The sequence below is a fragment of the Chamaesiphon sp. VAR_69_metabat_338 genome (genome assembly GCF_031423935.1).
Lineage (GTDB): Bacteria > Cyanobacteriota > Cyanobacteriia > Cyanobacteriales > Chamaesiphonaceae > Chamaesiphon.
In genome coordinates, this window is record NZ_JANPGM010000692.1 from 1 (window position 1) to 13,083 (window position 13,083).

Below are 13,083 nucleotides of genomic sequence, written 5' to 3' on the forward strand. Positions count from 1 at the left end.
CACCAAGCAGGGGGATTTAGCCGTTAAAAACGAAGCAATTAGACTTTTCAAACATCCTCTTAGGAGTAGTTGGCTGAGCTTGGCAGATTCTCAATAGTAGGTTGTTGAGTCTAGAATAAGAGGATACTAGCCGATCTCTAATCTTCTGGAGTTCTTCGAGTTCGGGTAGCGTTTCGGGTGTTTCACCAATTTCCCGAACTAATCTATATTCCATTGCTGTAGCTGCGTCGAGGCACTCAACCATGCTGCGTTGCAGTGTAAATATCTCGACGAGCGCGGAGTCTGGTAATTTAGCCACTGATGAATCGAGCGAAAGATAAATTTAATCTTTCTAAAGATAATATGCTGTCAGGCATTATTTATTGATGGTAATTGTATTTACAATGCTTGAATTTTGAACACTTTTAACCTCGCGATCGAGTTAATCTTAATTACAATAGGCATTAGCATTATTAGCGACTTGCGATGGTGAACCATAAGGTAAATTAGATACCATACATTTTGTTGCCCGACTTCTTTGGATAACCCCATTCCTCATTTGTATATTCAAATTGTTAATTAATTGAGCGTTTACCGCGTTGCTCCGATTTATGTAAGCTCGATCAACTTGTTTGCTGATTTGAATCAACTGTGTTTTTTTTTCGTCGAGCATGGCAAATTTAGTCCCTAACACATTTGCTTTAGCCCCATCATTAGCTTGAATGGCACTACGAGTCTGCTGGGAGAGTTGATTGTAGTTTCGATAAATCTGCGCTAGTTCTGTCTGAATCCGGTATGTAGTATCTAATGCAGTTTGTGCCGATGGATCGGCAGCGTAGTAGGGCAGACTTTGTAGTCCCAACTCACTACTCCGCTGAAGATGAATGGCTGCTTGCCCAGATGTTTTGATGAGAACGTTAGTAAGTTTAAGTGCGCGATCTCGATTAGGTGCATTCAGAAATTGTGCGAATGCCGCAGAAAAGCGATCGGCTGCCTGATTTCCTAGTCGCTCTTCTTGGTTTGCTGCATCTACTAACGGGCGATAACTAGCGACTTGCGCGAGTAGACTCGAATCGAGAGATCGTGTCGTCTCTGTTCGGTTCAGGCTGTAGCACAGTCCCGGAATCGGCACCAATACTCCTGCGAACATCGTCACGATACCGATTTGAAGTAAAAATAATTTCATCATTGACGACAAAACGAAACTTACATAGCTAGTGTAACGTTTATTCTCAGTACTGACGTACGATCGACTACATTTTCAACCAAATCGTGTTAATCTATCATGTTATTTGTCTACTGATACCAAACAGTTATTGAAATCTTGGCGTAATTTCACCCCATCTAAATTGCGGCCAATTAATACCAACTCATTCTTGCGTTCCTCATCTTCCCGCCATGCTCGATCGAGTCTGGCATCCAGAATCATGTGAACGCCTTGCAAGACAAATCGCTGATCTTGGCCGTGAATATTTAAAATCCCTTTCATCCGAAAGATATTCTGTCCTTGAGTAGGTAGCAGTTTACTCAACCACTCTTGAATTTTTTCGACATTCATTGCACCTGATGCTACCAATGCGATCGATCCGACAGATTCATCGTGTTCGTGGGCTTCTTCACCTAAGAAATCTGGATCGATCGTCAGTGCATGACTGAGATCGAAGCCGCCAACACCCAAAACAGTATCGATATCGACGAGCGCATTTTGAGTACGATAAATTTTGGCGATCGCATTCATCCCCCGAATTTTACGTTCTAATTCATCTAGTTCGGCTGGGGTCACTAGATCGGTTTTGTTAATCAAGATTCGATCGGCAAAAGCAATCTGTTCCTGGGCTTCCTCCGCGTCCCAATGGAGGTGAATGTGTTTGGCATCGACTACCGTTACTACGGCATCTAAATGGGTTTGCAATTGGACATCTTCATCGACAAAGAAAGTTTGAATCACTGGTGCCGGATCGGCCAAACCTGTGGTTTCAATAACTAATCGATCGAACTTATCCCGACGGTGCATCAGATTGCCAATAATCCGCATCAAATCGCCGCGTACCGTACAACAGATGCATCCATTGTTCATCTCAAAGATTTCTTCATCACTACTCACCACCAACTGATTGTCGATCCCAATCTCACCAAATTCATTGACAATGACAGCGATTTTTTGGCCGTGTTCTTGGGTCAGAATATGATTGAGTAAGGTTGTTTTGCCTGCACCTAAGTATCCGGTTAGAACTGTGACTGGAACGGTAGAGCGCGATGGATTTTCGAGAGTATTCATCAGATTTGATAATAAGTTAGATCTACTCGGCCATGATTTTGGCTAGGCTACTTCCATGATTGACAACAGAGTAGTAAACATCTAGGATAGCTCTTATCAGCAGTGAGAATGATTCTCATTCTACCGCGTTTGTGGCAGCGAATGGGTCGCTAGCTCTTGCTAGTTCTCATTTGTGACGATATGTATGGAAAATTTCAATCGTGAACATCAGCACTGACAATACTAGCCCAAACTGCAATGGTTCTTATTTCAAGATCCTAGCGTCGATCGTGCTGAGTGGACTAGCGACTGGTTGCACTTCAATCAGTCCTAGCGTACAAAATCAGCCAGGGAAATCGCTGATGACCGAGCGATCTACCATCACCAGTAACAAACCGAAAGTTGTCGTCACCAATACTGTGTTGTGCGATCTGACCAAACAAATTGCGGCTAGTAGCATCGAGTTAATTTGCTTATTATCGCCTGGTAGCGACCCGCATATTTATAAACTCACCCCCGCAGCTCGCCAATCGATCGAGGATGCTCGACTCGTGCTGTATGGTGGCTACAATTTAGAACCAGAACTAACCAAGGCTATTAAATCCTCATCCAATCTAGCGACGAAAGTAGCAGTCAATGAAGTCGCCATTCCCCAACCTCAACAATTTACCGAAGATGGTCAAAGCACGATCGATCCTCACGTTTGGCACAATGCCCAAAATGGCATCAAGCTGGCTGAAGTAATTGAAGTTAATCTATCAAAATTAGTTCCGAGTCAAGCAAAACTTTACCGACAAAATACTCAAAATTTAACATCAGAAATTACTAGCATCGATCGCTGGATTCGATCGCGAGTTAATACAATTCCGACAGCAAACAAAGTTTTAATCACCACTCATGATTCGCTCGGCTACTATGCTAAAGCCTATGGACTATCGATCGCCACGCTAGCCGGAGTGAGTACGGAAGAAAAACCGAATGCAGCTAGAGCGAAAGAACTAATCGATCGCATCAAAAAAACTCAAGTTCCAACTATCTATGCAGAATTGACTCTCAATCCCAGCCTGATTCAAACTATTGCCAAAGAAGCAAATGTGAAGGTATCAGAACGCGAAATCTATGCTGATGGATTGGGTGAAGCCAAGAGTTCTGGAGATACTTATCAAAAGATGTTAATCGCTAATACTCAAGCGATCGTTACAGGATTGGGTGGTAAGTATATTCCACGGGTAGTTAAGTAATCTACTCTACGTTCCTAGTTATTAGCAAGAGGGCAGTTTAAGCCTAGCTGTAGCTCAGCTCCACGCCAAGTTGGGAGCTGGTCAAATTGGTAGTGGTGGCGATCTCGATCGTAGACAAGCACCTAGAGATTATGCTCTAATGCCAATATCAGTATTTACACGTACTACCTAAGTATCTAATTGTCTTAGGAATACGCTAAATACTTGTAGCGATTATTTTAGTATCTCAACTATGGCTCAACCTGTCGATCCGACGCTCAACTCCACTATTACCAATCGATCTAGCGACATCGCGATCGATGGAAGTCTAGCAGACTGGACTGCGAACGATCGATTAGACTCTATGGCTAAGGGTACGGCGCAGACAGGCTATGAGTTGTACGGCAAGTATAGTACGAACTCCTATGTCTTCGCGATTAAATCGGCACAAGCGATTGGCACTGGCACTACAATTTGGCTGAATACCGATCGAGATGTGGCGACTGGTTATCAAATTTTTGGTTTTGCTGGTGGTGCTGAATATAACATCAACTTTGCCGCCGATGGCAAAGCTTATCTCTATAGTGGCGCAGACGGTCAAAACTATATCTCGGCAGTAGACTACAGCATTAGTGCCGATGGCTTGAGTGCAGAGATCTCTGTACCCGTCAGTTTATTGGGTACGACTGCACCGATAGCCATCGATGTGTTGGCAGATGTAAATAACAACGTTTTCTTACCTGGGGACTATAGTAACCCAGCCAAACTCACTGTTTCTCAAGCGGGGAACGAGACACCAACTTTCACGCCGAAAAATACTTATGGGAATATTAATTTAGACGGTAACTTAACTGATTGGTCATCAATAAATCGCCTAGATGCCTCAGCTAGTCAACAGGTGACTGGTTATAGTGTGTTTGGTAAAAACACCGCTGATGGTTATGTTTTAGCAATTAATTCTACTCAAGATGCGATCGGTGCTAATACCACCATTTGGCTGAATACAGATCGAGATAAAGCTACTGGGTACCAAGTTTTTGGCTCGACAGTTGGGGCGGAATATAATATTAATATCGCGGCTGATGGTACGCCATATTTATATAGTGGTGCCGCAGGACAAACCCTCATCGGGCAATTAGATTTTGCACGTAGTAGCGATGGCAAGACTCTGGAAGTAGCAATTCCGAATACTATTCCCACTAGTAACAGCGGCATCGATCTGGCGATCGATATCAATGACAAAGCCTTCTTGCCTGGTGACTATGCGAGCAATAAATTGAGCATCGGGAGTACGGATTTGCCAACTCGTACCAATACTACCAAGCGCATCGCGATCGTTTATTCCGAGACTTCTGCAAATAATTACTTCGACAAAAAAGCCTACAGTCAATTATTTACAGCCGCTCAAAGTCAAGCAATCTCGGCTGGGATACCTTTCGATCTTTTAGCTGAAAGCGATCTCAAAGATTTAAGTAAAATTATCAACTATGACGCACTAGTTATCCCCTCATTTACCAATGTTAAATCTGCCGATCTGAGTGCGATCGAAACTTCCCTAACTCAAGCTGTGACGAAATACGGGATCGGCATTGTCACCTCTGGCGACTTTCTGACTAACGATGAAGCCGGCGCGGTATTAGCTGGCGATCCTTACAGTCGGATGAAGAGTATCTTAGGCGTACAACGTACTGCTGGCGGTGGTGTGCAAGCTGCCACAGTCACAGCGAAAGATGTTAATAACGATATCTTGTCTGGCTATACCAGTGGCGAACAGTTACTTAATTACGATAAAGGAATCGCTTTTGCTGCTTATAGTCCGATCGATACATCTAGCCAGATTCTTGCCGAACAGACAGTTAATGGTGCGAATTATAATGCGATTATTGCCACCAAAATGGGCGGTCAAAATGTCCATTTTGCTAACCAGACGATCTTTGCCGATAGCAATATTGTCGCTGCTGCCATCGATGCGATCGTCTATCCAGAGACAGTTACTGTCAGCCTCGACATTACTCGCAATAACAGCTTATTTCTCTCTCGCAATGATGTCGATCGATCCAAATATTTAGCAGAAGCTCCAACTGTTGAAGCCAAGTTAACCGATATTTTGACTGGCTGGAATACCAAGTATGGCTTTGTCGGTACCGACTTTATCAATATCGGTAACGATCCGAGTACAGGTGAAGCGACGGATTGGACGGTAATGGCACCGATTTATCAAAGCTGGCTGGCATTGGGCGAAGAAATTGGCACCCACTCTTATACCCACCCTTTCGATCCGAGCAATCTGACGCCTACCGAAGTTGAATTTGAATTCAACCAGTCCAAAAACGTTATCGCGCAGCAACTCGGCATTACCGTCACTGGCGCAGCCACTCCGGGCAATCCCGATAGTTTGACACTCGATCGACAACTCGATACTTATTTCCAATACTATACAGGCGTAGGGACTGCCTATAATACGGCAGCGGGCTGGCTCACTCCAACATCTACAGCCGTTTACTTCTCACCCAATATTTCGTTTGACTACAATGCGATCGGATTTCTGAAGCTCACCAACGAACAAACCGCCGCATTATGGACTCAAGAATACAACCAATTAACCGATCGCGCCCACAAGCCAATTATCGAGTTTGCTTGGCACGACTACGGAGCCACAGGCACCGATTCGGCTTACGATCCCGCCATCTATGAAAATTTCATCGCTACAGCCGCCGCCGATGGCACGGAGTTTGTCACCTTTACAGATGCCCAAAATCGACTGCGGACGTTTCAGAAATCGACGGTAACAGTCAACCAAGTCGGCGATATCATTACCGCTCAAGTGACCCCAGATAATAGCACTACCGGCGTTGGGACATTCTCACTGGATGTTCAGTCCAGCAAACAAGTTCAGAACGTGGGCAACTACTATGCCTTCGATAATAATTCGGTATTTTTAACCAAAACTGGTGGTAACTTTACCATTAACCTCGGTACGACGACAGATGAGGTGACGCATATTTCCGCGCTAGCGCAACGCGCCGAACTGCTTTCCGTAACAGGCGACGGGCAGAATCTCGACTATACCTTTAATGGGGCTGGCAAAATCTCGATCGATCTCAACAGTGCGGTTTCTCAAAATTTTACCGCCACTGGAGCCGATAGCTATACTCTCAATGGCGATCGATTAGAGATGATATTCGCGCGCACTGGTACCCACTCAGCCAAAGTAACTGTCGGCTCGGCGCGAGGTACTAGCAGTAACGATCTCCTCATCGGTGGTAACGCCAACAGTACCCTCGTTGGTGTCGATTCCAATAGTCCGACAGCCGGAACCGGCGAAATCGATATCCTCACCCATGCCGGTACGAGCGATCGATTTATCTTAGGCGATGCTAACCAGGTTTACTATAACGATCTTGATAGTAACAATCCTGGCTTGAATGATTATGCGACAATCATCGGTTTTGCTACTAATAGCGATGTAATTCAACTCAAGGGCACAGCCGCAGATTATACGCTGGACACGGCACCTGCGGGTGTACCGGCTGGCACGGCTATTTATGCCAACATCTTCGGCACACCAGAATTAGTCGGCATCGTCGCCAATACGTCAGGGTTGAGTTTGACGGAGAGCTATTTTAATTACGTTTAGCCAAGTAATCGATCGGCAAAATAGTTAAGAAGAAGTTATAATCTTTCGGTCTTGACGAATCATTATCAGTAGTCTTAGCTATTTTGTCCGTACCGATTGTTTACCATCCCGATTATGTCGTCCCGTTGCCTGATAGTCATCGCTTTCCGATGTCCAAATTTCGGCTGTTATACGAGTTGTTATTAGCCGATGGATTAGCTACGCTCGATCGAACATTCGCCCCCACATTACCACCAACAGAGTGGCTAGAATTAGTCCACGATCCGGCTTATATTCAGGCTTACTATACCGGCACATTAGACCCCAGAGCACAGCGGCGGATCGGTTTACCCTGGAGTCCCGAATTAGTCAATCGGACTTGTATCGCGCTAGGTGGTTCGATCCTGACTGCGAAACTCGCGATCGAGCATGGCATCGCCTGTAACACCGCAGGCGGTACCCATCATGCGTTTCCAAACATGGGTTCGGGTTTCTGTATCTTCAACGATCTAGCGATCTCCTCTCGTGTCGTTCAAAAATTAGGTTTAGCCAAAAAGATCCTCATCGTCGATCTCGACGTCCATCAAGGCGATGGTACCGCCGCAATTTTTCAAGGCGATCCGAGTGTCTTTACCTTCTCCATGCACTGCGAGATCAATTTTCCCAGCAAGAAACAAGCCAGCGATCTCGATGTCCCCCTGCGGGAAGGGATGGAAGATGCGGAGTATTTAAAAACCCTTTCACAGTATTTACCCGATTTATTATCACAAGTAAAACCGGATTTAGTCTTATACGATGCGGGTGTAGATCCGCATATTAGCGACAGGTTGGGGAAACTAGCTCTAACAAATACGGGGATATTCGATCGAGATTTATATGTGTTAGATACTTGTGTATCTCAAGGTTATCCAGTTGCCTGTGTGATTGGTGGCGGCTATGCAGAAGATATTCCCAGTCTGGTTTATCGACATTCGTTACTGCATCGGGCTGCTAGTGAGATTTCTAGCAGACATAAGTTGTAACGCAGAAACGGCAATAATTATCTCCCTCTTTAACTTTTAGCGGTTTTAGGAGAAAAAATCTCCTAAAACCAGCATTTTTAGCGTAAGATCGTGATCACGTCGGAATAACATAAAAATTCTGCGAACAAAATAACGATGCTAATTCAACTAACTATCGAAAACTTTCTGTCATTCCGAGATGAAGTTACTTTTAGTATGGTGGGTGTTAGTAGCGATCGACAACATGCCGATCGATTGATAGAAGATGCCGCAGGTAAAGGACGACCCGTATTACCGATCGCGGCAATTTATGGTGCAAATGCAAGTGGTAAATCGAATTTGATTGAGGCTCTTAGCTTTGCTAAAGAGCTAATTTTAGAAGGTACTCGCAGCAATCGAACTATTCCTGTGTCCACTTTTAAACTAGGAGATTATAGTAAAAAGCCTAGTAAATTTGAATTCATTTTTACTCATCAAGATGCTCGATATTCTTATGGATTTAAATTAAATCGAGAACAAATCCTCGAAGAATGGCTTCATGTGATTCCGCCTGGTAAGAAAAAAGAGGTGATGTATTTTGAGCGGAGCGCATCTTCTGGCAAAAAAACTACTGTAGACTATGGTTTGCCGCTGACAGGAAAAAGTCAAAGACGCAAGCAATTTCTGGAGTTTATTGCAGAAGGTACACGTTCAAACCAACTATTGTTGACTGAAGCAATCGATCGAAACGTTGAGGCTTTGTTTCCAGTTGCTAATTGGTTCAGAAAGACATTAGTTGTTATTTCTGCCGAAGCAACTTGTATAAGCTTGGGAATTCAAGTTCTGGTAGATAACTCATTTACAGATTTTCTGCGACAATTTCTTGTGTTAGCCGGAACAGGTATTGATGGTATCGAAGCAGAAGAAGTAGAGCTAGATTTCGATCGCTACTTTCCAAATATGTCAAAAACAGAAAGAGAAGATTTTCTTCAAGAGTTTTCTGAAATAGACAAAGAGGCTGCATTAATGGACAATGATGATGGCAAGCAGTATCTTATCTATAAAAATGAAATAAGCGAGATAAAATTAATTAGACTGATAACTCAACATCGCCATGCAAATGGCGAACTCACTGGTTTTAGCATAGAAGAAGAATCAGAAGGAACGCAGAGATTAATTCATCTTATACCAGCCTTGTTTATGTTGAAGGAAGAATCTGAAAAAGTTATTTTTATTGACGAGCTAGATCGAAGATTGCATCCTTTACTTTCTCGCTTGTTTGTGAAGACAGTAATAGAATGTATCGATCGAGATAATCAACTTATTTTCACGACTCATGATACAAATCTGCTCGATCTAGAATTATTAAGACGTGATGAAATTTGGTTTGTAGAAAAAGATCGGCACGGATCGTCAAGCCTGTACTCATTGGCAGAGTTTAAAACTAGACCCGACCTAAAAATTGAGAAAGGTTATTTGAATGGTCGATTTGGTGCTATTCCTTTCTTTGGAAATCCTGAAAGCTTAGGCTGGCACGACGATCGAGATCGAGATGCGGCAATGGAAAAGATCGAACATTAAAAGTAATGGGTATTAATCGAACTAAATTACTCGATCGCAAACACGATCGCCGTGATGCCAGACTTTTTATTATTGCCACTGAAGGTGCTGTTACCGAACAACAGTATTTTGAGATGTTTGATAGTAGTCGGATTAAGGTAAAAGTATTGCCAACTGGTAGCGATAATCAATCTGCACCCGACTATGTACTCGATCGATTAAATTCATTTACAGAAGAATTCGATCTCCATGAAGATGATATGTTATGGCTGGTACTGGATGTCGATCGATGGGGTGATGAAAAGTTAAGTTTTGTATGTCGTGAAGCCAAACAGAAAAATTATAATTTAGCCATTAGTAATCCATGCTTTGAAGTTTGGTTGTGCATTCACTTTGATGATTTAGATTCCGAAGATAAAACATGTAAACAGTTTAAAGCAAGGCTGCGTAAAATTTTAGGAAGTTATAAGAGTAGCAATTTAGATTTACCCAAGTATGCGCCTAATCTAGCTGAGGCAGTAGAAAGAGCTAAAATACTACATCCAGATCTTCAGCAAAACTGGCCGCCCACAATTGGAACGCATGTCTATCGATTGGTCGAACTTCTAATCCAGCTATCCGTGTAGGCTCGGATTAATGCTAGTTGCTTGATTTTGATGATGAAACTGCCAGCAAATAGTCAATGCAGAAATCTTCAGATCGAATACTCAAGAAAATATTTAGTTAATTATCAATAAAAATTCACCAATATACTTGTCGATTTAATGCAGTTATCCCTTTAATAACAGTGCTTACAGCAATTTTGCTATTGTTGCCTTATATTAAGTTAAATTTTTACAGAGGTCGCGTCCTAAGCCCGATTTGTTTGCGACAATCTAAACAGAATCGAACGGTAGACTGGGACTAAGGGATAAATATATATGAAATTAGCTTATTGGATGTACGCTGCTCCCGCTCACATTGGGACATTGCGGGTGGCGACTTCGTTTAAAAACGTTCATGCGATCATGCACGCGCCGATCGGGGATGATTATTTTAACGTCATGCGATCGATGCTGTCGCGGGAACGGGACTTTACACCAGTGACTACCAGCGTAGTCGATCGACACGTGCTCTCACGCGGTTCTCAGGAAAAGGTAGTCGATAATATTACCCGCAAGGATGCCGAGGAGCATCCAGACTTGATCGTGCTGACGCCGACTTGTACGTCGAGCATCCTGCAAGAAGATCTCGCCAATTTCGTCCAACGTGCTCAACTAGAAGCTAAGGCTGATGTTTTACTAGCTGATGTCAATCACTATCGCTTCAACGAGATGCAGGCTGCCGATCGCACGTTACAGCAGATCGTCCAGTACTATATCGAGAAGGCGCGCAAGAAAGGCGATTTAGTCACCGAAAAAACCGCGCAACCTTCGGTAAATATCATCGGGATTTCGACCCTCGCCTTCCACAATAACCACGATTGCACCGAACTTAAAAAGTTGATGGGTGAATTGGGAATTACGGTTAATGCTGTCATTCCCGAAGGTGCCCGCGTTGAAGAACTCAAAGGTTTGGGCAAAGCCTGGTTTAACCTCGCTCCGTACCGCGAATTAGGGCCGATGACGGTAGAATACCTCGAACGCGAATTGGGCACGCCCTACGTCGATATTACCCCAATGGGTGTAGTTGAAACGGCTCGGTGTATTCGCAAGATTCAAACGATCCTCAATGCTGGTGGTGCGGATGTAAATTACGAAGATTTTATCAACGAGCAAACGATCCACGTTTCCCAAGCCGCTTGGTTCTCACGATCGATCGATTGTCAGAATTTAACTGGCAAAAAAGCGGTAGTTTATGGCGATGCGACTCATGCAGCGGCAATTACCAAGATTCTCACCCGCGAAATGGGAATTCATGTCGTCTGGGCGGGGACTTTTTGCAAACCCGATGAAGAATGGTTCCGCAAGGAAGTCGAGGGATATTGCGATGAAGTAATTATCTCCGACGATCATGGCTTAATTGGCGATCGCATTGCCAGTAGTGAGCCATCAGCCATCTTCGGTACGCAAATGGAACGCCATGTCGGCAAACGTTTAAATATTCCGACTGGTGTAATTTCGGCACCAATTCACGTTCAGAATTTCCCGATCGGTTACAAGCCATTTTTGGGTTATGAAGGCACCAATCAAGTTGTCGATCTGATCTACAATTCCTTCACATTGGGCATGGAAGATCACCTGTTAGAAATCTTCGGCGGACACGATACTAAGGAAGTAATTACTAAAGGTATTTCTGCTGATTCTGACTTGGGTTGGAATAAAGAAGCTCAAGCCGAACTGAATAAGGTGCCTGGTTTCGTGCGCGGTAAAGTCAAACGCAATACCGAAAAATTCGCACGCGATCGCGGCCAAGCTGTAATTACTTTAGAAGTAATGTATGCAGCTAAAGAAGCAGTTGGAGCTTAAGCTATAAATCCATTTCTCGGATTTATAACTATAAATAAGCACGGTAGCTAAGGATCTTCCACAGCTACCGTTTTTCATGAGTTAGTTAAATATGAAAATTAACTAATTAGACACAGCAGGTATTATTTCAATCGATCGATAATTCGTACCGATCGTGATGATGTCATCGCGATCGCTCGTAGTTAGCATCTCAATTCAACTATTATTTATGAGGCGATCGGATTGTTTTGGGCAAATATAGATCGCTAGTCAACTCATGAGATGCAACGGTTATGTAAAAGCGATAAATTAAGGAAAGACAATTTTAGAGATCGGCGCATGTCCCAGAAATAGATAAGCAGCAGGCCGGAGCACACTTTCAGAATAAATAATCTTTTGAATAATTAGACTGGGAGCGCGTTTGGCAGTGGCATTATAAGTTGCCAGTTCCCCCTCCATACTAAAATCGCTATGAGTGCGATAATGATCGTGGTTATGCACTGCATAAAGAATGAAGTTATAGATTGGATTAATACCCAGGCTAGTATCATAGTTTTCAGCAGATACCCACAGATGGCTTTGCTTGATATCGGCAAACATCTCAGCGGCATTTTGATAACGCTCATACCATGAGAATTCTAGGTTGAGTGGGGTCGCTTGAAACTCGCCCCACAGCCACTCACATAGTTCGACTAGTGTTGGATCGTCAATTTGGGCAGGTTCGCTGTCTAGATAGAGTTTGGCAAGGGTTTCAACTCTGGCTGTTTTGATGTTGTGTCGAGTATTCACATCAGTAGGCAAATCTGTCGCTGCTGAATTTCGTCCGCGTAGCGTCTCTGGAAGCGAATCGAGTTGTTTTGTAGGGGTGCTAGTTAAATCGTTCATGAGCTTTTTTGTTAATATATCAATCTTGTAAGATTTAATTAATAAACAAATCATTAAATCGATAGATTTACAAATCTTTTTTGTGGTTTAGAGGATATCTGAAAAGTCTAATTGATACATTTATAGTGGGTAGATCCCCCTGTCTTGGCTCGCATAATCT

9 protein-coding genes are annotated in these 13,083 nt (G+C 43.4%); 6 read left to right on the forward strand and 3 right to left on the reverse strand.

What is annotated here, in order from left to right; genetic code table 11:
- Positions 1 to 427 precede the first annotated feature (427 nt).
- Both RMO84_RS19360 and RMO84_RS19365 read right to left on the reverse strand, forming a co-directional pair.
- Positions 428 to 1,168: a hypothetical protein gene (locus tag RMO84_RS19360; RefSeq protein WP_310490072.1), complete on the reverse strand. Its 741-nt coding sequence runs from the start codon at positions 1,166 to 1,168 to the stop codon at positions 428 to 430.
- A 99-nt stretch (positions 1,169 to 1,267) separates the two neighbouring features.
- Positions 1,268 to 2,257 carry a GTP-binding protein gene (locus RMO84_RS19365; RefSeq protein ID WP_310490074.1) on the reverse strand — a complete coding sequence of 330 codons (990 nt, stop codon included), beginning with the start codon at positions 2,255 to 2,257 and terminating at the stop codon, positions 1,268 to 1,270.
- A gap of 200 nt (positions 2,258 to 2,457) precedes the next feature.
- Here RMO84_RS19365 and RMO84_RS19370 point away from each other — a divergent pair, with 200 nt between their 5' ends.
- From RMO84_RS19370 to bchB, 6 genes are all read left to right on the forward strand, one after another.
- Positions 2,458 to 3,477: a metal ABC transporter solute-binding protein, Zn/Mn family gene (locus RMO84_RS19370; RefSeq protein ID WP_310490075.1), complete on the forward strand. Its 1,020-nt coding sequence runs from the start codon at positions 2,458 to 2,460 to the stop codon at positions 3,475 to 3,477.
- Between the two features lie 232 nt (positions 3,478 to 3,709).
- Positions 3,710 to 7,093 (forward strand): hypothetical protein, encoded by a 3,384-nt coding sequence (locus RMO84_RS19375; RefSeq protein ID WP_310490076.1) that lies wholly within the window; start codon positions 3,710 to 3,712, stop codon positions 7,091 to 7,093.
- Positions 7,094 to 7,176: 83 nt separating this feature from the next.
- Positions 7,177 to 8,094 (forward strand): histone deacetylase, encoded by a 918-nt coding sequence (locus tag RMO84_RS19380; RefSeq protein ID WP_310490077.1) that lies wholly within the window; start codon positions 7,177 to 7,179, stop codon positions 8,092 to 8,094.
- A 135-nt stretch (positions 8,095 to 8,229) separates the two neighbouring features.
- Positions 8,230 to 9,633 carry an ATP/GTP-binding protein gene (locus tag RMO84_RS19385; RefSeq protein ID WP_310490078.1) on the forward strand — a complete coding sequence of 468 codons (1,404 nt, stop codon included), beginning with the start codon at positions 8,230 to 8,232 and terminating at the stop codon, positions 9,631 to 9,633.
- A gap of 5 nt (positions 9,634 to 9,638) precedes the next feature.
- The gene (locus tag RMO84_RS19390; RefSeq protein WP_310490079.1) at positions 9,639 to 10,238 is read left to right on the forward strand and encodes an RloB family protein; all 600 of its coding nucleotides are present in this window, start codon (positions 9,639 to 9,641) and stop codon (positions 10,236 to 10,238) included.
- 294 nt (positions 10,239 to 10,532) lie between these two features.
- Positions 10,533 to 12,059, forward strand: coding sequence for a ferredoxin:protochlorophyllide reductase (ATP-dependent) subunit B (gene bchB, locus RMO84_RS19395; protein WP_310490080.1), 1,527 nt, complete (start codon positions 10,533 to 10,535; stop codon positions 12,057 to 12,059).
- A gap of 288 nt (positions 12,060 to 12,347) precedes the next feature.
- On the opposite strand, the gene RMO84_RS19400 is transcribed toward bchB, so the two are convergent.
- Positions 12,348 to 12,923 (reverse strand): transposase, encoded by a 576-nt coding sequence (locus tag RMO84_RS19400; protein ID WP_310490081.1) that lies wholly within the window; start codon positions 12,921 to 12,923, stop codon positions 12,348 to 12,350.
- Positions 12,924 to 13,083: the final 160 nt, after the last annotated feature.

What these genes read in the sequence shown, in the direction of transcription:
- RMO84_RS19360 (WP_310490072.1), bottom strand. Translation starts at nt 1,168, where the DNA reads ATGATGAAATTATTTTTACTTCAAATCGGTATCGTGACGATGTTCGCA.
- RMO84_RS19365 (WP_310490074.1), bottom strand. Translation starts at nt 2,257, where the DNA reads ATGAATACTCTCGAAAATCCATCGCGCTCTACCGTTCCAGTCACAGTT.
- RMO84_RS19375 (WP_310490076.1), top strand. Translation starts at nt 3,710, where the DNA reads ATGGCTCAACCTGTCGATCCGACGCTCAACTCCACTATTACCAATCGA.
- RMO84_RS19385 (WP_310490078.1), top strand. Translation starts at nt 8,230, where the DNA reads ATGCTAATTCAACTAACTATCGAAAACTTTCTGTCATTCCGAGATGAA.
- RMO84_RS19390 (WP_310490079.1), top strand. Translation starts at nt 9,639, where the DNA reads ATGGGTATTAATCGAACTAAATTACTCGATCGCAAACACGATCGCCGT.
- bchB (WP_310490080.1), top strand. Translation starts at nt 10,533, where the DNA reads ATGAAATTAGCTTATTGGATGTACGCTGCTCCCGCTCACATTGGGACA.
- RMO84_RS19400 (WP_310490081.1), bottom strand. Translation starts at nt 12,923, where the DNA reads ATGAACGATTTAACTAGCACCCCTACAAAACAACTCGATTCGCTTCCA.